This window comes from Fuscovulum ytuae (assembly GCF_029953595.1).
Classification (GTDB): Bacteria; Pseudomonadota; Alphaproteobacteria; order Rhodobacterales; family Rhodobacteraceae; genus Paragemmobacter; species Paragemmobacter ytuae.
Genome location: NZ_CP124535.1, coordinates 1,403,536 through 1,423,547, shown reverse-complemented (window position 1 = coordinate 1,423,547; position 20,012 = coordinate 1,403,536). Strand labels below are relative to the sequence as shown.

Below are 20,012 nucleotides of genomic sequence, written 5' to 3'. Positions count from 1 at the left end.
GACCTAGGAGTCCTGAAATGCCCTTCGCCATCCCGCGCGCAGCCTATGCTGATATGTATGGTCCCACCGTCGGTGATCGGGTCCGTCTGGGCGATACCGACCTTATTGTTGAGGTGGAGCGGGATCTCATCGCCGAACGGTCTTCGTCAGGGGCCAACGCGCTGCGGTATGGGGAAGAGGTGAAGTTCGGTGGCGGCAAGGTCATCCGTGACGGGATGGGCCAAAGCCAGATCACCCGCGCAGGTGGGGCGATGGATACGGTCATCACCAATGCGCTGATCCTTGATTGGACGGGCATCTACAAGGCCGATGTCGGGCTGCGGGATGGACGTATCGCCAAGATCGGCAAGGCGGGCAACCCTGATACCCAACCGGGGGTGGATGTGATCGTTGGCCCGGGGACCGAGATCATCGCTGGCGAAGGGCGCATCCTGACCGCAGGCGGGATGGATGCGCATATCCATTTCATTTGCCCCCAGCAGATCGATGACGCGCTGCATTCGGGGATCACCACCATGCTAGGTGGCGGGACGGGACCTGCGCATGGCACACTCGCCACGACCTGCACGCCGGGGCCATGGCATATCGGGCGCATGTTGATGGCCGCTGATGCTTTTCCGATGAACCTTGCCTTCGCAGGCAAAGGCAATGCTTCGCTGCCGGACGCTTTGGAAGAACAGATCCGCGCCGGGGCGTCTTGCCTGAAACTGCACGAGGATTGGGGCACGACCCCCGCCGCAATCGACTGCTGCCTGACAGTGGCCGATGCGATGGATGTGCAGGTGATGATCCATACCGACACATTGAACGAAAGCGGCTTTGTCGAAAACACGCTTGCCGCAATCCGGGGGCGCACGATCCATGCGTTTCACACGGAAGGGGCTGGGGGTGGCCACGCACCCGACATTATTAAGGTGGTGTCGTCGCAAAACGTGCTGCCATCGTCGACCAATCCCACCATGCCCTATACGGTGAACACGATCGAAGAGCATCTCGACATGCTCATGGTTTGCCACCACCTTGATCGGAAGGTGCCCGAGGATGTGGCTTTCGCCGAAAGCCGCATCCGGCGCGAGACGATCGCGGCCGAGGACATTCTGCACGACATCGGGGCCTTTTCGGTCATCTCATCCGACAGTCAGGCCATGGGGCGGGTGGGCGAGGTCATCACCCGCACATGGCAGACCGCGCATAAAATGAAGGTGCAGCGTGGCCGACTGGAAGGGGAGCAGGGTGCGAATGACAACCTGCGGGCCCGCCGCTATATCGCGAAATATACGATCAACCCGGCGATCGCGCATGGGCTTTCCGCCCATATCGGCAGCGTCGAGGAAGGCAAACGTGCCGACCTCGTCCTGTGGTCGCCTGCCTTCTTTGGCGCAAAGCCGGAAATGGTGCTGATCGGTGGCTGCATCGTGGTGGCGCAGATGGGTGATCCTAACGCATCGATCCCCACACCGCAGCCGGTGCACACGCGCCCAATGTTCGGTGCCTATGGGCGCAGCGTGGAACGGAATGCCGTGACATTTGTTTCGAAGGCGGGGTTAGAGGCGGATGTGAAGGGCGCGCTTGGCCTTGCAAAGGATGTGCTGGCGGTGGAAGGCTGCCGTGGCATCGGCAAGCGCGACATGCGGCTGAACGATGCCACGCCAACGATCGAGGTTCATCCCGAAACCTACGAGGTGCGGGCTGATGGCGTTCTTCTGACCTGCGAACCGGCGCGCGAATTGCCCTTGGCACAGCGCTATTTCCTGTTCTGATCGCGGGGCGGTTCAGTGCGGCCTAGCACGTCAATGCATAGACCTGTCGGCACCCGCGCCTTGTCCGGATCGCCGGATCGGCCAACCTGGACGAGGCCCGCGTGCTTGCACGGGCAGGGTGCGGACAACCATCCGAAAGCTTTCCCGCCAGAAGGCCGGGTTTTCCCTTATCTCGCGCGGCAGAAGCGCGGCATCAAATTGGCGGACCCGCTGCTCTGTCACCTCGGCCCGGTGCCAACGCCCGGTCAGCATGTCGGCAGGGGCGGCCAGAAGGCTGGCCCGCAACTCCGCCTCGCGCGATTGCAGGCGGGCGATTTCGGCGCGGATTTCGGCAAGTTCGTCGGCGGCGGCGATGGGATGCATGGGCGACTCCATTCTGGGTGGCGGAAGCGTCGCAGGCATGAATTAACAAGCCGTAAGGACGCATGCAGCAAGCGGTGCTAGCATCCGCGGTAACGGCAACTGAAACGGCAGTGGAAAAGGAGGCGGCTGTGGCAGATTACCCCAACGCGATGGCCCTTGTGCGGGCGGCGGAACGGGCCGGTCGTGCTGTGGTGGATCAGGTGGTGCTTGGCTACGAAGATCGTTTCCTGCGGCGCAAGCGGCTGATGACCGAAGGCGGGCAGGGGGTTCTGGTGAACCTTGCGGAAACGGTAAGTGCCGAGGCCGGCGATGCCTTTGAATTGTTGGATGGGCGGCTGATCCTGATTGAAGCGGCTGCAGAGCCGGTGCTGGAAGTGCGAGGTGATCTTCCCCGTCTTGCCTGGCACATCGGTAACCGTCACACGCCGTGCGAGATCGCGACTGACCATCTGGTGATCCGCGACGACCATGTGCTGAAGGCCATGCTTTTGCAGTTGGGCGCACAGGTGACCCATGCGATGGCCCCCTTCCGGCCTGAAGGCGGGGCCTATGGGCACGGGCGCACGATGGGCCATGACCATGGCCACGGGCATGTGCCGCATGTCTTTTCTCTCTCGCATGGCCATGGCCCCCTGAATGTGCAGACCCATGCCTTTCGCCGTGTCGAAGATGAGCCGGAGCCAGCAGAAGAGTGACCGCCGCCCTGATGACACTGGTGCAATGGCTATCCCCTGCTTTTCCGACGGGAGCCTTTGCCTATTCGCACGGGATGGAGCAGGTGATCGCCGACGGTGGCATCCGATCTGGCGTCGATCTGGAAAGCTGGCTGTCGGATGTACTTCGGTTCGGGGCGGGCAAGCAGGATGCCATCCTCCTTTCTGCCGCGCTGGAAAACGGGGCGGATTGGGATGCGTTGGCCACGCTTTGCATCGCCCTTCAACCTTCGGCGGAACGGCTGCGTGAGGTGGCCGAACAGGGCGCGGCTTTCGCTCATACTGTGGCCGCCCTTACACATACCGTCGTGCCTGAACGCCCCCTGCCCGTAGCGGTTGGTGCCGCAGCCGCGGGACTGGGGCTGCAAAAGCACGAAGTGATCGCGCTTTACCTGCATGCCTTTGCTTCGAACCTTGTCTCGGCGGCGGTTCGTTTCGTTCCTTTGGGTCAGAATGACGGGCAGGCGGCGCTGTCGCGCCTGCATCCTCTTATTGCGCAGCTTGCAGAAGAGGCGGCGCTTTTGAGCGTCGATGATATATCGAGCGCGGCCTTGGGCGCCGATCTGGCCGCGATGCGGCATGAAGGCATGGATGTGAGGATCTTCAAAACATGAAAGCGAACGGACCCTTGCGCGTGGGGATCGGTGGGCCGGTCGGCGTGGGCAAGACGACCCTGACAGAGCAGTTGTGCCGTGCCTTGGCGCATCGCTGTTCCATGGCTGTGATCACCAATGACATCTACACGCGCGAGGATGCTGAATATCTGATGCGCGCGCAGGTCCTGCCCGTGGAACGCATCCGGGGGGTCGAAACGGGGGGGTGCCCCCATACGGCGATCCGCGAAGACGCCTCGATCAACCTTGCTGCGGTGGCCGATCTGCGTGGGGCTTTTCCGGATCTTGACTTGATCCTTATCGAAAGCGGCGGGGATAACTTGGCCGCGACCTATAGCCCGGAATTGGCGGACCTAACCATCTACGTGATCGACACGGCGGCGGGGCAGGATATCCCCCGCAAGCGCGGGCCGGGCGTCACGCGGTCGGACCTTCTGGTCGTGAACAAGACAGACCTTGCGCCCTATGTGGGCGTCGACCCGGTTTTGCTGGAAGAGGATACAAAGCGCGCGCGGGGGCAACGGCCCTATGTCATGGCGCGTCTGCGGCAGGGCCTAGGTGTGCCAGAGGTGGTGGATTTCCTCTGCCGCGAAGGTGGGTTGGTGCTGGCTGCCTGATTTGCAGGCAGGGCGCGCAAGGGTCGGCCCGGATCGGGTCGGCCTTTTGCATTTCTGGCCCTTTATCGGCCACCTTTGACCTGAGTCGCTACTTTGAGCCATAGTTAATGCCCAAAAAGGCAGCGCAACCGCTGGATATGCGCAAGCTTTGTGCGGAAAGCCCCGGTTTCAAATTCTGCCTTGCCTGTTCGTAAGGCGATGGTTGCCGCAGCGCGGCGAAGGCGGTCTTCTTTCACCTGCGGGGTCGCTGCGACAACCGTGAAAGAAAAGATGTGCGGCAGGGGACATGATGTGGAAGTCCGCCCCCGCCGCACGGGGTGCAACCAGAGTTGCCTCTCGAAGATAGTCACCCCATCCCAGAAAGGGAAGGGTGCCTTCGGGTGGCCTCGAGAGAGGATTATCCATGAACGGGATCAAGGGGATGATGCTGGGCGGTGCGATGGGCATGGCCCTTGCAACCACCGCGCTGGCACAAGATGAGACGATCAAGGTCGGCGTCCTGCACTCGCTGTCGGGCACGATGGCGATTTCCGAGACGACGCTGAAAGACACGATGCTGATGCTGATCGAGGAGCAGAACGCCAAGGGCGGGCTCTTGGGCAAGCAGCTTGAGGCGGTCGTTGTCGACCCGGCCTCGGATTGGCCGCTTTTCGCGGAAAAGGCGCGCGAGTTGCTGACCGTGTCCAATGTGGATGTGATGTTTGGCTGCTGGACCTCCGTCAGCCGCAAGTCGGTTTTGCCGGTGATCGAGGAACTGAACGGGCTTCTGTTCTATCCGGTGCAGTATGAGGGCGAAGAATCCTCGAAGAACGTCTTCTACACCGGCGCCGCGCCGAACCAGCAGGCGATCCCGGCCACCGACTATTTCCTTGAAGAACTTGGCGTTGAGAAATTCGCCCTGCTGGGCACGGACTATGTCTATCCGCGCACCACGAACAACATTCTGGAATCTTACCTGATCTCCAAGGGTATTCCGAAGGAAGACATCTTCGTGAACTACACGCCCTTTGGCCATTCCGACTGGTCCAAGATCGTGGCCGATGTCGTGGCGCTGGGCGCGGATGGCAAGAAGGTTGGCGTGATCTCCACCATCAACGGGGATGCCAATATCGGCTTCTACAAGGAACTGGCTGCCGCTGGCGTTTCGGCGGATGAAATCCCTGTCGTGGCCTTCTCGGTCGGGGAAGAGGAACTGTCGGGTCTGGATACTTCGAACCTCGCCGGCCACCTTGCCGCGTGGAACTACTTCCAATCCGCAGATACCCCTGCAAATGCGGCCTTCATCGAAAAGTGGAAGGCTTTCGCAGGTGCTGATCGTGTGACCAACGACCCGATGGAAGCCCATGTCATCGGCTTCAACATGTGGGTACAGGCTGTTGAAAAGGCCGGGACCACGGATGTGGATGCGGTGCGCGAAGCGATGTACGGCCTTGAAGTGCCGAACCTGACCGGTGGTATCGCCAAGATGCTGCCGAACCACCACCTGACCAAGCCGGTTCTGATCGGCGAGATTCGGGCGGATGGTCAGTTTGACATCATCAGCCAAACCGAACCTGTTGCGGGTGACGCTTGGACCGACTTCCTGCCGGAATCGGCGGTGCTTGAGGCGGATTGGCAGACCCTGGACTGCGGGATGTACAATACGCAGACGAAGACCTGCGTTCAGATCAAGTCGAACTACTGATCCAAGTGCGACATGCGGGGGGCCGGATGACCCGGCCCCCCCTTTTTTCTGCCGCAGGGTGTGATGCGACATTTCCTTCTTTCCCTAGCCACGGCGCTGCTGCTGGCCTTTCCGGGGTTGGCGCAAGCGCAGAGTTCGGCGACCGAAATCCTGAATGAAAACAGTGATTTGGTCGAAAAGCCGACACGGGCCAAAATCGCCCCGGTGATCGAGGCTTTGGCAGCCAGCGGCGACCCTGTGGCGGCAACAGTGCTGGCCGCTTGGGCCGAAAAGGGCTTGGGCTTACGCAAGTCCGACGGCACGTTCTTCCTGATCGAGGCCAGCGGCGATACGTGGCTCTTGCGGGATATCACCGGGGCCGATGCGGGAACGGCCCCGAAATCCGACGTGGTGGAGTTGCGCCCTAATGCGGGGGTGCGGGGTTTGATCGCAACCGCGCTTGTGCAATTCACCCTGTCTGACCCCGATCCGGCAAAGCGGGCCGAAGCGCTGACCTCTATCGCGCGCGACCCGGAGGAGTCGCATCTGGACCCTTTGCGCGCGGCCATTCCGGGCGAGACGGACCCGGCCTTGAAGGCAAGGAAAGAGCGGCTGGAGCGCCTGCTGACCCTGCGCTTCGACCCTGATAGCGCGGAGCGAGTGGCCGCGATTGAAGGCTTTGGCGCCGATCTCGGCCTTGATCTGCGTGGTGCGTTGAACCCATTGCTTGCCACTTCGCGCATCGCCTTTACGGGTGATCTGTCTGACGGCAGCAACCTCGCGCGAGAGCTGGAGCCGGGGAAAGACCTGTCCGAGGTTGAAGCCTACGACCTGCTGGTTGCCGCAGGCATGGCCCCGGCGCGGCTGACAGTGGAAGAGGCGCGGACGGCACTTCTGGCCAACATCGTTGATGGGGCAGTGGCTGGCATCCCTGTGGCTGACCTGGGCACCCAAGAGGCCCGCGACCGCGCCTATACCGCCCTTGAAGCGGCAGGCAGCGTGCCTGCGGCCGCAACCGACGCAGAGGTGGAAGCTGCAATAGCCGCCCATCGCTTTGCCGAAGTCTATGCGGAACCTGACCCTGCCGTGACGACGGCTGCAAAGGCCGCCCTAGACAAGATCGGCACCAAGGTCGGCGCGATGCAGGCGGCAGACCTTGCCCTTGATGCGATCTCGCTCGCCTCGATCTATTTCCTTGCGGCCATCGGCCTTGCCATCACCTTCGGCGTGATGCGCGTCATCAATATGGCGCATGGCGAATTCATCATGATGGGGGCTTATACGGGCTATGTCGTCCAGCTGTTCATCACGAATTATACCCTTTCCATCCTGATCGCATTGCCATTGGCGTTTGCCGTGACCTTTGCGGCGGGCGTGGCAATGGAAAGGTTGGTGATCCGCCACCTGTACAAGCGACCGCTTGAGACGCTGCTAGCGACCTTCGGCATTTCCATCGCATTGCAGCAGATCGCCAAAAACATCTTCGGCACGCAAGCCCGCCCTCTGACCGCGCCCGGTTGGCTGGACGGCGCGCTGACCTTCAACGACGTGGTGTCGATCAGCTATATCCGTATCGCGATCTTCGTTCTGGCGATGGTGTTCCTGCTGTTCTTCCTTTGGCTTATGAAGCGCACGCGACTGGGGCTAGAGGTGCGGGCGGTGACGCAAAACCCGTCTATGGCCGCCAGCATGGGCATCAACCCTGACCGGATCAACATGCTGACCTTCGGGATCGGGTCCGGTATCGCGGGAATCGCAGGCGTGGCCATCGGCCTTTTCGCCAAGGTCACTTCGGAGCTTGGGTCCGATTACATCGTGCAAAGCTTCATGACCGTGGTTGTGGGGGGCGTGGGCAATATCTGGGGCACGCTTGCCGGGGCTGCACTGATCGGGGCTTTGCAAAAGGGGATCGAATGGTTGAACCCGTCCAACACATTGGCGGCGCAGACATATATGATCCTGTTTATCATCCTTTTCATCCAATTCCGTCCGCGGGGGATCATCGCCCTCAAGGGCCGCGCGGCGGGGGATTGAGCCAGTGGGACTGCTATTTTCTGTCTTCAAATATCCAGCTTTGGTCCTAGGGGTGACACCCTCGGTCCTGGCAGCGATACCAGCGCGAGGCTGACATGACGCGCCAAACCTTTGTAGAGCGGTCCTTTTTGGCCAAGAACCCCTCGGTCCTGTGGTTCATCCTGATCCTTGCGATCTTCACGCTGGGCGTAACGGTCCTGTCCGAGGCCTATGGGGTGGCCTTCCTTTCCACCTCCTTCATCAAGACGCTGGGCAAGACGCTTTGCCTTTGCCTCGTCGCTTTGGCGATGGACTTAATCTGGGGCTATGCGGGCATCCTTTCCCTTGGTCACATGGCCTTTTTCGCCATTGGCGGCTACATGCTTGGCATGTGGCTGATGTATGCGCGGACCGAGGAGATCGTGGTCGCGGCACTGGCGCAGGGGGGGCTGCCCGCTACGGCGGAAGAGATCCGGCAGGGTATCGCTGTACAGATCTTCGGAGTGGTCGGCGCGTCGGAATTCCCGCCGATCTGGGCCTTTGCCCATAGTTTCTGGGCGCAGCTCTTTCTTGTTGTGGCGGTGCCGGGAGTGTTGGCCCTGATCTTTGGCTGGTTGGCCTTTCGTAGCAGGGTGACGGGGGTCTATCTGTCGATTCTGACACAGGCGATGACGCTGGCCCTTGCTCTGTATCTCTTTCAAAATGACAGCGGATTGCGCGGCAATAACGGGCTGTCGGGGTTGCAGAACCTGCCAGGTCTTTCGGATGTATCGCAGGATGACCTGTCGGTCTGGTTCTTCTGGGCCTCGGCTTTTGCCTTGGGGGCGGGCTATGTGCTGCTGGCCTGGGTCGTTTCGGGCAAGTTCGGATCGGTGATCCGGGCCATCCGCGATGACGAACAACGGGTGCGCTTCCTTGGCTATTCCGTTGAAGGATATAAGCTTTTCGTCTTTACCCTCACGGCGGTGATCGCGGCGATTGCTGGGGCGCTTTATTATCCGCAGGCCGGGATCATCAACCCGGCGGAGCTGGCCCCCATCGCGTCGATTTATCTGGCGGTCTGGGTGGCGATTGGTGGGCGTGGGCGGCTTTACGGGGCGGTGATCGGGGCTGCCTTCGTTTCGCTGCTGTCATCTTGGTTCACTGGGGGGCGGGCGCCTTCGATCCCCTTGGGCTTCTACACGATCAACTGGGTGGATTGGTGGCTGGTTCTGCTGGGGTTGTCTTTTGTCGCTGTAACGCTGTTCGCGCCGAAGGGGATTGGTGGGCTGTTCGACCTGTGGCAGGGGCGCAAGAGCCCAGATCGCAAGGGGGCCGCCTTGGGGCCGGATGACGGGGCTTTGCAAGAGAAGGAGGCGTTGAAATGACTGCGCTTCTGGAAGTATCGGGCGTGTCTGTCACCTTTGATGGGTTCCGCGCCATCAACAACCTGTCCTTTTCCATTGGCGCGCAGGAATTGCGGGCCATCATCGGGCCGAACGGGGCGGGCAAGACCACGTTTATGGACATCGTCACGGGAAAGACGCGGCCCGATGCTGGGACGGTAACCTTCGGGGAACGTTCGATTTCCTTGCTATCCTTGTCCGAGGCCGAGATTGCGCGGGTCGGGGTAGGGCGTAAATTCCAGCGACCGACGGTGTTTGAAGATCAGACGGTCGCCGAAAACCTGACCATGGCGCTGAAGGCGCATCGCGCGCCGTGGCGCGTGTTGTTCTGGAACGAGGGGCCGAATGACCGTGCCAAGGTAGAAGAATTGGCGCAAGAGGTTGGTTTGGCAGAACATTTGCCGCGAAAGGCGGGCGAGTTGAGCCATGGGCAGAAGCAGTGGCTAGAGATCGGTATGCTGTTGGCGCAGGGGCCGCGGCTTTTGCTTGTGGACGAACCCGCCGCGGGCATGACGCTGGCGGAGCGGGAGCATACGACCGCGCTGCTGGTGGAGATGGCAAAGACCCGGGCGGTGGTGGTGGTGGAGCATGATATGGAGTTTGTGCGGCGGCTGAATTGCAAGGTGACGGTGCTGCATGAAGGGGCGGTTCTGGCCGAGGGGTCGCTGGAACATGTCACGAAAAATCAACAGGTTATCGAAGTCTATCTGGGGCGCGGCTGATGATCAGGACCGAAGGGCTGACACTGCATTACGGCGGGTCGCAGATCCTTTATGGCATCGACATGGAGGCGAAGGCGGGCGAGGTGACCTGTGTGATGGGGACGAATGGGGTGGGAAAAACCTCACTTCTCAAGGCCTTGGCGGGAACACACCCACGGTCCGGCGGGCGGGTGTTTCTGGGCGGGGAAGAGGTTCCGAAACTGCCGCCGCAGGGGATGGCGAAGCGGGGGTTGGCGGTGGTGCCGCAGGGGCGGATGATCTTTCCCCTGTTGACGGTGAAGGAGAATATGGAGACGGCATTCGCGCTGCTGCCCAAGGCGGAGCATCGGATTCCAGACGAAATTTATGAGCTTTTCCATGTGCTTAAGGATATGGGCCATCGCCGGGGGGGGGATCTTTCGGGCGGGCAGCAGCAGCAACTGGCGATTGCGCGGGCGATGATCATGCGTCCCCGCGTGTTGCTTTTGGATGAGCCGACCGAGGGCATCCAGCCCAATATCATCCAGCAGATCGGGCGGGTGATTGCCTATCTGCGGGAGAAGGGCGACATGGCTATCATATTGGTGGAACAGTATTTTGACTTCGCCTATGGGCTGGCGGATCGGTTTTATGTCCTGAAACGGGGGGCGGTGGCCTTGCAGGGGACGAAGGCCGAACTGTCGCAGGACACGCTGCGGGCGACGGTGTCTGTCTAGTTGCCTTGCCCCTGCATCGGTTGTGCCCTGTTTTGTGCAGGATTTTGTGCAGCAAACTGTGGGCACAGAGCGCGCGGTGGAATGACGCTTTGGAAAAACTTGGCGCGGTGGAGGGGCGGTTCTGCCCCTGCATCGGTTGTGCCCTGTTTTGTGCAGGGATTTGTGCAGCAAACTGTGGGCACAGAGCGCGCGGTGGGGTAACGGGGCAAAAACGCTTTCGAAGCCCGGCAGGACTGGGAGGCCACAAAGGAAAAGGCCCGTCTGCCGGGTGGCAGACGGGCCTTTCCTTACCCGGAAGCCGGGATCAGTTGGTCGCTTCGCCTTCGGCAGGCGCTGCCTCGCCTTCAGCCGGAGCGGCCGAGAAAGAGGCGAGGAAAGCCGCCACATTGGCCGCTTCGGTTTCGTTGTTGAGCTTGAAGGACATCTTCGACTTCGCTTTGTCGTCACCCAGCTTTTCCTTCAGGAACTTGGCCGGGTCGGCAAGGTAGACCGCAAGGTCGGCCTCGGTCCAGGTGAAGCCGCCAGCGCCAAGTGCGACGATCGATTCACCATATTTGAACTCGGGGTAGGTCCCTGCTGCACGACCGATAACGCCATAGAGGTTCGGCCCGGTCTTGGCATTGCGGCCAGCCAGCACTTCGCCGGCCTCATTGGCGACGACGTGGCAGGTCTGGCACTTGTTGAATACCTTGGCGCCCGCTTCGGCATCGCCGGCCGCGAAGGCAGGCGCTGCGAGGACAGTGGAGAGCACGGCAAGGGCAGTCAGTTTGGTCTTCATGGGGATCCTCCCGGTTTCTTGGCGCATCCTAAGATGGTTCGGTCGCATTGTCTGGCAAGTGTTCGTGAAGAAGTTGTGATGATTTCCGCCTATGCCACGGCATGCGCCACGGCGCAGCGCTGCCAAAGAGACGAAAGCGCCGTCACCAGATGGTCGATATCGGCGTCGGAATGCAGCGGGCCGGGGGTGATGCGGAGCCGTTCGGTTCCTTTCGGAACCGTGGGGTAGTTGATCGGCTGCACATAGATGCCCCAGTCATCCATCAGGATGTTCGACACCATCCGGCATTTCACCGGATCGCCGATCATCACGGGGATGATGTGGCTGTCATTGGCCATGTGCGGGATGCCCGCCCGATCCAGCCGCGCGCGGAGTTTGGCGACATTGGCCTTTTGCATGCGCCGTTCTTCATCGGATTGTTTCAGGTGGCGGATGGAGGCGGCGGCAGCGGCGGCCACGGCAGGGGGCAGGGCGGTGGTGAAGATGAAGCCGGAGGCAAAGCTGCGGACAAAGTCGCACAGCGCGGCAGAGCCTGTGATATAGCCGCCGACGCAGCCGAAGGCCTTGCCCAGCGTGCCTTCGATCAGATCGATGCGATGGGCGAGGCCCAACTCTTCCGTCACGCCGCCGCCATGGGGGCCGTACATGCCCACGGCATGCACCTCGTCGATATAGGACAGCGCGCCATGGGCTTCGCAGACCTCGACGATCTCGCGGATGGGTGCGATGTCGCCATCCATGGAATAGACGGACTCAAAGGCCACGACCTTGGGTCGGTCACCCACGGCATGCAGCTTGCGGTCAAGGTCGCGCCAATCGTTGTGCTTCCACAGCACCTTGTCGGCGCGGGAATGGCGGATGCCTTCGATCATGGAGGCGTGGTTCTTTTCATCCGACAGGATGACCGCGTTGGGGATGCGTGCGCCGAGGGTGGAGAGCGCGGCCCAGTTGGAGACATAGCCCGAGGTGAAGAGAAGGGCGGCCTCTTTGCCGTGCAGGTCGGCGAGTTCGTGTTCGAGAAGCAGGTGGTGGTGGTTGGTGCCCGAGATGTTGCGCGTACCGCCTGCACCTGTGCCGCAGGTTTGCACCGCCTCGACCATTGCCTTCACCACGGTTTCGTTCTGCCCCATGCCGAGATAGTCATTCGAGCACCAGACGGTGACATCGCGCACCTTGCCGTCCTTGTGGTTGGCGGCCTTGGGGAAAGACCCGCAGCGACGTTCGAGATCGGCGAAAACGCGGTAATTGCCTTCGGCCTTGAGCGTGTCGAGCTGGTCTTGGAAGATTGCGTCGAAGTCCATGGGGATTATTTCCTCACTGTCAGTGGCTGGTCGGGTCTTGTGAGGCCCGTTGTCTTAGCGGTGGTCAGGTCGGGGCGCTGGGCAGGAAGCATCCAGCGCCAGAGTTTCTGATCGGGCAGCGGCACCACCATGAACCAGTGTTCAAGGAGGGCGAGCAGGGTCAGGGCGGAGAGAAGGGTATAGCCGATCACCTGACCTTCGGTCTGGGCGGACCAGAGCCGTTCAAGGAAACAGGCCACGGCGAAGGAGAGCGCGGTGATTGAGGCCGGGAAGAATGCGTTCATCGAGGCCCGGCGGAAATGGCTGGCCAGATGCGCGAGAGGCCGAGGCAGAAATTCGGTATGGATGCGCGGGACGCCGAAGAAGAGGTTCAGCTTGGCCGAGATGCGCGCGAAGAAGAGGATGGCGAAGGTCCAAAGGGCGAAGCGGTTGGTGGCGCCTTCGCTGATCTGGGCGATGACGCCGAGGGTGCCCATAAGGGCAAGCTCGTGCCACAGGATCGTGCCCACGGCGCGGATGAACCGTTCCCACAGGGGCGCATAGGGCGGGCAGGGGGCCGTATTCGGCCCTGCGATGATGCCTGACAGGAAGGCCAGCTCCAGCCAGCCCCAGATCGCGAGCGCGGCCACGAAGGCGGTGAAGGCCCCGATGGCGGTATCATCTTGAAGCGTGTGGCGCAGCGCGACGAAGCCGCCGAGGAGAAGGGGCAGGCCGAGGATCACACTCCACAAATGGGCGTCGCGGCCTTCCTGATCGGCGCGTTTGACGCGCCACAGGATGATGCCAGTGGAAAACCACCATAGGAACAGGGCCGCGACGGCTGCGATCCACGGGGTATTCATGCGCGGCCCCCCCCTTCTGAGGGGGACCGCGCCGGGCGGTGGGACGCGCCCATCCCGCCGCCGCAACCGCCGCTTTCGCAGCGATATGCAAGATTAGGGGTCAAAAGGACGGCTCCAGCCGGACATTGGCCGGGGGCGTCATGTGTTTGACCGGGATCAGGTAGAGGCCCGCGAAGGCCAGCGCCGCGCGGGCGGAGGCGGTCTTGTGCCCGATCCATCCGGCGATGCCGCCCTTGCGCTTTGCCGCGTCCATGTCGCGCATGGCCTGATCCATGCGGCGCAGGCCTGGGATCCAGCGCGGGTGGTCGATGTCAAGCTCTACCGGGAAGACCTGCCGCGCGATGATGGAGGTCTTGCGGTAGACCTCTTGGTCATACCAGTCGATATCGACGCCGAGGGCGTTGTGGAAATCGACGCGGGCATGATCGCGCACCCACATGGTGGAATAGACGGCGGTCAGGAAGAAGCGGATCCAGAGCTTGTTCGCGAAGGACTGGGTCAGCGCGGGGTCGGTGCGCATCAGAAGCGCGAAGGCCTCACCATGGCTGAACTCGTCGTTGCACCATTCCTTGAACCACTTGAAGATCGGATGGAAGCGCTGTTCGGGATGCGCCTCGAGGTGCCGATAGATGGTGATGTAGCGGGCGTAGCCGATCTTTTCCGAAAGGTAGGTGGCGTAGTAGATGAACTTGGGCCGGAAGTAGGTGTATTTCTTGGCCTTGGTCAGAAAGCCCAAGTTGACGGCCACGCCGGCCTCGCGCAGGGCATCGTTGATAAAGCCTGCATGACGGGCCTCGTCGCGGGACATATAGCTGAACAGCTCGCAGATATCGGGGTTGGAGCCGCGGCGTTTCATTTCCTTGTAAAGCACGCAGCCGGAGAATTCGGCGGTGCAGGAGGAGACAAGGAAGTCGATGAATTCGGCGCGAAGGGCGGGGTCCATGCCCTGCCAATCGACCGTGTCCCAATCAGCGTTCTTCTTGAAGTGTCCCTTGTTCGGGTCGGATTTCATCTGACCCAGAAGCTTGTCCCATTCCGCGCGGACAGGCGTGACGTCGATGCGGTCCATCTCGTCGAAATCGGTGGTGTAAAAGCGCGGGTTGAGAAGCGTGGTTTCGGTCGCCATCGCGGTGGTGTCGAAGGCATCGGCCATTTCGGCGTGCAGCTCGCCGTGGGTGGTGTCGTGCTGCGGTTGGGTATGGGCGTTCACAGCGTCACCTCTTCGGAGAAGGAAAATTCGCAAAGCTCCATGAATTCCAAGTCGCCCGTCAGACGGGTCCATTGGCGTTCTAGCCAGCTTGCGCGGGTGATCGTGGCGGTGCGGTCTTCGATGACGACCTCGCCATAGGCCGCCATGACGGGCGTGCCGTGGACAAGAACCTCGTCACCGGGGTGGACCACGGCGCCGTTGTTGAAACGCACGTGGGCGTGCAGGCTTTCGAAACGATGACTTACTTCGACGGTGCAAGGCACCTGTTCTTTCTGGCGTGTTAGAAGTCCCATTTTTCGGTTCCCTTATTGATCAAGCAGCCGTTCAAACGCGGCTTTGTTGTCGGCACCAAAGGCGTAAAGTTCGGCGCTCCAACCCGTGGTCGGGTCTTCGGCGACGAGGCGGCCATTGGCGTAGCGGACGATGTTGACGGGTGGGTTCCCTTCGACCCGGTGGGTGAGACGCTCGCGCGCCATGGCGTTCTGGATGACGGTGATGAAGCCGCCATGCGGCAGGTCGGCCAGAAGGGTGCCATCAGGGTTCAGAACCTTGACGGCCTGGGCATCAAGGCCTTCGAGGATGATCGCGCGGGTTTCGACCACATCGGCGGCCTTGGGCTGGCCGACGGTGGGGCGACCTGACACCACGGCAGCCGTGGTGATGGCGAGCGTGACCACTGCCAGCGCGAACATGGCGCGCAGGAGGGCGGTGGGGATCATCTCGGCCTTTTGGTTGTGCAGGGCGGGTTGACGGGTTTGCATGATCGTCCCTTTCATTCCGCAGCCACGGCATCGCCCATCGCCGGATCGGCACGGGTGATGACAGGCATGGCAAGGCGGGCCTCGGCGGCCTCGGCCAGTAGTCTGGCCACCCGTTCGGCATCGGGGATGCAGCGCAGGGCGGGTTCGGTGCGTTTCAGGCGGCCGGGGCGCAGATGCGGCCAGAGCGCCAGAAAGGCCAGACGCGTGTCGCCCATGGTTTCCAGCGCGATGGTGCCGGTACCTTTGGATTTCAGGTCCAGCCGCGCCGTGGCAACTTGCGCGAAGGGGATGTTGTAGGTGACCGAAAGCGCGGCGCCGATCTTCATAAGGACGCGGGCCGAGGTGACGGTATAGACCGTCGCCCGCGCCTGTGCCCAAGCGAGAAGCCAGACCACCGCAACGGCGGCAAGGGCAAGGACGGCATAGGGCAGGCCGCGCAGCAAGGCGAGGGCGAGACCGCCATCGACAAAGCCGGCACCCGCCTTCCAGAGCACGATCAGCGCCATATAGGCGGCGATCCAGCGGATCTTAAAAGCCTCGCGCGCAAGGGCCGAGGTGTCGGGGCGGCCCTGCCAGAGGACCTCTTCCCCTTTGGGGAGTGGCGCGGGAATGCCCGGGGCCACATCGAAGGCGAAATCATCATGGTCTGACATCGTTCAGACCCTCCGTAAGCTGAGGTAAGACGGGGCGGCCCGGGCGCAGGCCGCCCCCCTTTGCGTCAGTAGCCGTGCTTGCGCTTGGCTGCGTCGTACATCCAGCCACCCGCGACGTAGCCCGAGATCTTGTCTTCTTCGAGTTTCGTCACGGTGGTGAGGGATTTGGTCTGCGGGATGCCTGCAAAGCTGTCCGAGGCCAGCGCGCGGACGCGGACGCGGTCCGGCCAGATCCGCGCGAGCATCATCGGCACAAGGCGCTTGCCACCATCGTTCAGTTCGATCTCCAGATAGCGGACGAGCTGTTCGGGGGCGTCGACCCACATGTCGGAGACGCGGCCCACGACTTCGAGATCGGCGGCTTGCACCGGCAGGCCGCGCGGGTCGCGCCCGGCGCTGATGACGAAGCCCTTGGCCTGCCCCATCGGGACGATCTTGGCATGGCCGTGGCCGTCAAGTTCCGGCTCGTCGCGGCGCGGCACCCAAGAGGCGGGGCCGACGCCATCGGCCAGCGGATTGCCGGTCGGGGCGTGGGGGAAGCCTTCGGAGACGGCGGTACGGGCCAGTGCCAGATCGCTGCGGCGGTGGGCCGCTTCGTTGGCGGTGGACGGCACTGTCACCTCACCCTTGCCATGCGGCAGTTTGAAGGTCTTGGGCTTTGGCACCGGGAAGGGCCCTTGGTTCGGGGCGGGCGAGCCGTCCTCAAGTTCCAGCGGGTAGCCTTCACGCATGTTTTCGGTTTGCAGATAGTAGATCAGCAGCGCGAAGAAGGCCCAGAAGAGCCAGATCGACAGGCTTGCCAGATCGAAGTTTCCAAAGAAGTTGACACCTACCATGTTCGTGGTCCTCCGGGGTCAGGTTGGGAATTCGGCGAGGCGCAGGCGCGTATCGCCGGAGGTCTTGTCGTTCGGGTCGAGAAGGGGGCGCAGCCGGACCATCGGTCCGAGGGCGGCAAGGGTTGCAAAGAGCAGCCCGATTTCGAGGTGATAGACGAAGGAATAGCCCATCGCCGGGTCGGCCAGTCCGGCACCAAGAGCACCGGACGTGGCCAGATGGCCCACCACGTCGCGGATCGTGCCGCCCATGAAGATCGACAGGCCCTGCGCGGTGGCCTGTGCCGCGCCCCAGGCGCCAAGGGCGATGCCCGCGCCGGCGAGGCTGCCCACCGGCATCGTCATCGCGACGGTCAGGGTGGCGATGGCGAAGAGGCCGCCGCCAAAGCCGATGAGGCCCGCGCCCGCAAAGAAAAGCGCGGTGGAATGAAGGGGGGCCGCGAAGATCACCGCCGAGAAGGCGGCGATGCCCGCAAGGATGCCACGTGCGGCTAGGCGGTAGGGATCGACCTTGCGCGCCAGCCAGCGGGCGGCAAGCAGGAAGCCGGTGAGCGCCCCCGCCGCCGACATGGCGGTGAGGAAGGTGGTCTGCGACACGGACAGGCCGAGGATTTCGCCGCCATAGGGTTCCAGCAGCACGTCCTGCATTGCAAAGCCCAGCGTGCCGAGGACGACCACGACCAGCAGACGACCTGCAGTGCCACCTGCCATCAGATCGGCCCAAGCGTCGGAAAAGCGGGCGCGGGGTTCTTCACGCTCGGCCTTTGACATGGGGCGGAAGCGTTCCTGCTTCCACAGCGCGATGAGGTTAAGGATCAGGGTGGCAAGACCGCAGCCCTGCACCACCTTGACCAGCGTGAGCGGGTCGAAGTTCTGCAAGAGCCAGCCAATGGCCAGCGCGGAAACCCCCATGCCCAGAAGGTTTGCCACGTAGAGGAGGGCCACGACGCGGGGGCGGGTGTCATCGGTCGCCCGATCAGAGGCCAAAGCAAGCCCCGCCGTCTGGGTCATATGCATGCCGAGGCCGGTCATCAGGAAGGCGATGGCGGCAAGGATTTCGCCGGCATAGGGCACTTCGAAGGTGCGGTCGCCCGATAGGACCAAAAGGGCGAAGGGCATGACGGCGAGCCCCCCCATCTGCCAGAGCGAGCCGAACCAGAGATAGGGCACCCGCTTCCAGCCAAGGGCAGAGCGGTGGGTGTCGGAGCGGTGACCCAGAAGCGCGCGGAAGGGCGCGACAAGGACCGGGATGGCGATCATCGCCGCCACGATCATGGCGGGAACCGACAGTTCCACGATCATCACCCGGTTCAGCGTGCCAAGGAGCAGAACCTGCGCCATGCCAACTGACACCTGAAACAGCGACAGGCGCAAAAGCTGCGCGAGCGGTAGGCTTTCCGAGGCCACATCGGCGAAGGGCAGCCAATTGGCGGTGAATTTCTGCAGGTCTTTCTTGCGGAGGATCATGCGCGATACTCCAGACATTCGGAAATGTAGAAGCCGCGGCTGACCCGTTCGACGCGGGCCACCGCGCCGCCCGTGTGGCGGGCGATGGCGCGCCAATCTTGCGGGATCATGGTGGGGGAACGGTCGGCGCGCGGGAAGGCCTTGCCGATGGTGAAGAAGGTCATCAGGAAGGGCGTGCGCGGGGCCACGGTGAAGGTGATATGTCCCGCCGTGCGGTCGGCCAGCTTGCGCAGCGCCGTCGCGATATCGGGGGTGCGGTAGTAGATCAGGCTGTCCATCGCCATGACAAAGTCGAAATGGCCATGCGCGGTGCTGGTCATGTCGCCAGCGGCGAAGGTGACGCGGGGGCGCAGGTCTTCGGTCAGCCGTTGTTCGGCAATGGCGATGAGCTGGGGCGAGATGTCCACTGCCACCACATCCGCGCCGCGCGCGGCAAGTTCCGCCGTCATCAGCCCCGTGCCGCAGCCCGCATCCAGAACGCGCGCGCCCTTCAGATCGGCGGGCAGGCGCGACAGCATGATGGCGCGCATCCGGTCGCGGCCTTCGCGGACGGTCTGGCGGATGCGGCTGACGGGTGCGTCAGAGGTCAGGCGCTCCCACACCTTGGTGGCGCTGCGGTCGAAATAGTCTTCGACGCGAGAGAGCGTGGCGGAATAGTCCTGCATTCTCAGTCAAATCCCAGAAGTTCAAAAATGTCGCGGTCGGGCAGGGGATCGGGGGTCGATCCGGGGCCGCCCACGGACCGCCAGAGCGTTTCGGCCAGCCGCAGATACTCGGCGCGGGCGGTGACGATGTCCTGTTCGTCATCCATCTCGAACAGCGTCTTTTTCTTCAGGCGCGAGCGGCGGATGGCGTCGATATCGGGCATATGGGCGAGGCGGTTGAAGCCGACGCGGGCGCAGTAGCGGTCTACCTCATCCGTCTCGCGCGAGCGGTTGGCGACGCAGCCTGCAAGCTGGACCTTGTAATTGCCCGACTTGGCCTGAACGGCGGCGATGATGCGGTTCATCGCATAGATGCTGTCAAAGTCGTTGGCGGTGACGATCACGGCGCGGTCGGCATGTTGCAAAGGGGCGGCAAAACCGCCGCAGACCACATCGCCCAGCACGTCGAAGATCACCACATCGGTGTCTTCCAGCAGGTGGTGCTGCTTCAGCAGTTTCACCGTCTGGCCCACGACATAGCCGCCGCAACCCGTGCCTGCCGGGGGACCGCCGGCCTCGACGCATTTCACGCCGTTCCAGCCAGTGGCGACGTAATCCTCGGGGCGCAGTTCCTCGGAATGGAAATCGACCTCTTTCAGGATGTCGATCACCGTGGGTTGCAGGCGGCCCGTCAGCGTGAAGGTGCTGTCATGTTTCGGGTCGCAGCCGATTTGCAGCACGCGTTTTCCCATCACGGAAAAGGCCGCCGACAGGTTCGAAGAGGTTGTTGATTTGCCGATCCCGCCCTTGCCATAGACGGAAAAGACCTTGGCCCCTTCGATCTTAAGCGCGGCGTCCTGATGCACCTGCACCGAACCTTCGCCATCCAAGCCTCTCAGCAGGGGGATTTCGTCTCTCGGGCTCATGCGGTCTGCTCCTTCATCTTGGCAGAAATACTCCGGGGGGTGCGGGGGGCTG

21 protein-coding genes are annotated in these 20,012 nt (G+C 62.4%); 9 read left to right on the top strand and 12 right to left on the bottom strand.

Annotated features, from left to right (window positions below; genetic code table 11):
* Window positions 1-17 precede the first annotated feature (17 nt).
* Window positions 18-1,760, top strand: a complete 1,743-nt coding sequence (gene ureC / locus QF092_RS06825; RefSeq protein ID WP_281468837.1) for an urease subunit alpha — start codon at window positions 18-20, stop codon at window positions 1,758-1,760.
* Window positions 1,761-1,790: 30 nt separating this feature from the next.
* Here the strand turns inward: ureC and QF092_RS06820 are convergent, their stop codons facing one another.
* Window positions 1,791-2,123 (bottom strand): hypothetical protein, encoded by a 333-nt coding sequence (locus tag QF092_RS06820; RefSeq protein ID WP_281468835.1) that lies wholly within the window; start codon window positions 2,121-2,123, stop codon window positions 1,791-1,793.
* 128 nt (window positions 2,124-2,251) lie between these two features.
* On the opposite strand from QF092_RS06820, the gene QF092_RS06815 reads away from it, so the two are divergent.
* From QF092_RS06815 to urtE, 8 genes are all read left to right on the top strand, one after another.
* Window positions 2,252-2,818 carry an urease accessory protein UreE gene (locus QF092_RS06815; RefSeq protein ID WP_420026506.1) on the top strand — a complete coding sequence of 189 codons (567 nt, stop codon included), beginning with the start codon at window positions 2,252-2,254 and terminating at the stop codon, window positions 2,816-2,818.
* Window positions 2,815-3,450, top strand: coding sequence for an urease accessory protein UreF (locus QF092_RS06810; RefSeq protein WP_281468833.1), 636 nt, complete (start codon window positions 2,815-2,817; stop codon window positions 3,448-3,450). Before QF092_RS06815 ends, QF092_RS06810 begins: the two co-directional genes overlap by 4 nt.
* On the top strand, window positions 3,447-4,067 hold the full coding sequence (gene ureG, locus QF092_RS06805; protein ID WP_281468831.1) for an urease accessory protein UreG: 621 nt from the start codon (window positions 3,447-3,449) through the stop codon (window positions 4,065-4,067). The genes QF092_RS06810 and ureG overlap by 4 nt, the downstream gene beginning before the upstream one ends.
* Window positions 4,068-4,470: 403 nt before the next feature.
* Window positions 4,471-5,751: an urea ABC transporter substrate-binding protein gene (gene urtA, locus QF092_RS06800; protein ID WP_281468829.1), complete on the top strand. Its 1,281-nt coding sequence runs from the start codon at window positions 4,471-4,473 to the stop codon at window positions 5,749-5,751.
* A 63-nt stretch (window positions 5,752-5,814) separates the two neighbouring features.
* On the top strand, window positions 5,815-7,764 hold the full coding sequence (gene urtB / locus QF092_RS06795) for an urea ABC transporter permease subunit UrtB (protein ID WP_281468827.1): 1,950 nt from the start codon (window positions 5,815-5,817) through the stop codon (window positions 7,762-7,764).
* Window positions 7,765-7,859: 95 nt separating this feature from the next.
* Window positions 7,860-9,110 (top strand): urea ABC transporter permease subunit UrtC, encoded by a 1,251-nt coding sequence (gene urtC, locus QF092_RS06790; protein WP_281468825.1) that lies wholly within the window; start codon window positions 7,860-7,862, stop codon window positions 9,108-9,110.
* Window positions 9,107-9,850, top strand: coding sequence for an urea ABC transporter ATP-binding protein UrtD (urtD, locus tag QF092_RS06785; RefSeq protein ID WP_281468823.1), 744 nt, complete (start codon window positions 9,107-9,109; stop codon window positions 9,848-9,850). Before urtC ends, urtD begins: the two co-directional genes overlap by 4 nt.
* Entirely contained in the window at window positions 9,850-10,545 is a 696-nt protein-coding gene (gene urtE / locus QF092_RS06780) for an urea ABC transporter ATP-binding subunit UrtE (RefSeq protein WP_281468821.1), read from the top strand. Before urtD ends, urtE begins: the two co-directional genes overlap by 1 nt.
* A gap of 304 nt (window positions 10,546-10,849) precedes the next feature.
* Here the strand turns inward: urtE and QF092_RS06775 are convergent, their stop codons facing one another.
* From QF092_RS06775 to bchL, 11 genes are all read right to left on the bottom strand, one after another.
* On the bottom strand, window positions 10,850-11,323 hold the full coding sequence (locus QF092_RS06775) for a c-type cytochrome (protein ID WP_281468819.1): 474 nt from the start codon (window positions 11,321-11,323) through the stop codon (window positions 10,850-10,852).
* Between the two features lie 89 nt (window positions 11,324-11,412).
* Complete coding sequence (gene hemA, locus QF092_RS06770) at window positions 11,413-12,624, bottom strand: 5-aminolevulinate synthase (protein WP_281468817.1); 1,212 nt, start codon at window positions 12,622-12,624, stop codon at window positions 11,413-11,415.
* Window positions 12,625-12,629: 5 nt separating this feature from the next.
* Window positions 12,630-13,466, bottom strand: coding sequence for a putative photosynthetic complex assembly protein PuhE (gene puhE / locus QF092_RS06765; RefSeq protein WP_281468815.1), 837 nt, complete (start codon window positions 13,464-13,466; stop codon window positions 12,630-12,632).
* Window positions 13,467-13,566: 100 nt separating this feature from the next.
* Window positions 13,567-14,619 (bottom strand): magnesium-protoporphyrin IX monomethyl ester (oxidative) cyclase, encoded by a 1,053-nt coding sequence (gene acsF, locus QF092_RS06760; protein WP_281469818.1) that lies wholly within the window; start codon window positions 14,617-14,619, stop codon window positions 13,567-13,569.
* Between the two features lie 53 nt (window positions 14,620-14,672).
* Window positions 14,673-14,969 (bottom strand): hypothetical protein, encoded by a 297-nt coding sequence (locus tag QF092_RS06755; RefSeq protein ID WP_281468813.1) that lies wholly within the window; start codon window positions 14,967-14,969, stop codon window positions 14,673-14,675.
* Window positions 14,970-14,981: 12 nt separating this feature from the next.
* Window positions 14,982-15,437, bottom strand: coding sequence for a photosynthetic complex assembly protein PuhC (gene puhC, locus QF092_RS06750; RefSeq protein ID WP_281468812.1), 456 nt, complete (start codon window positions 15,435-15,437; stop codon window positions 14,982-14,984).
* Between the two features lie 11 nt (window positions 15,438-15,448).
* The gene (gene puhB, locus QF092_RS06745) at window positions 15,449-16,090 is read right to left on the bottom strand and encodes a photosynthetic complex putative assembly protein PuhB (RefSeq protein WP_281468810.1); all 642 of its coding nucleotides are present in this window, start codon (window positions 16,088-16,090) and stop codon (window positions 15,449-15,451) included.
* Window positions 16,091-16,155: 65 nt separating this feature from the next.
* On the bottom strand, window positions 16,156-16,926 hold the full coding sequence (gene puhA, locus QF092_RS06740) for a photosynthetic reaction center subunit H (RefSeq protein ID WP_281468807.1): 771 nt from the start codon (window positions 16,924-16,926) through the stop codon (window positions 16,156-16,158).
* Between the two features lie 18 nt (window positions 16,927-16,944).
* Window positions 16,945-18,390 carry a PucC family protein gene (locus QF092_RS06735; RefSeq protein WP_281468804.1) on the bottom strand — a complete coding sequence of 482 codons (1,446 nt, stop codon included), beginning with the start codon at window positions 18,388-18,390 and terminating at the stop codon, window positions 16,945-16,947.
* Window positions 18,387-19,055 (bottom strand): magnesium protoporphyrin IX methyltransferase, encoded by a 669-nt coding sequence (gene bchM, locus QF092_RS06730; protein WP_281468802.1) that lies wholly within the window; start codon window positions 19,053-19,055, stop codon window positions 18,387-18,389. Before bchM ends, QF092_RS06735 begins: the two co-directional genes overlap by 4 nt.
* A 2-nt stretch (window positions 19,056-19,057) precedes the next feature.
* Entirely contained in the window at window positions 19,058-19,960 is a 903-nt protein-coding gene (gene bchL, locus QF092_RS06725; protein ID WP_281468800.1) for a ferredoxin:protochlorophyllide reductase (ATP-dependent) iron-sulfur ATP-binding protein, read from the bottom strand.
* Between the last annotated feature and the right edge of the window lie 52 nt (window positions 19,961-20,012).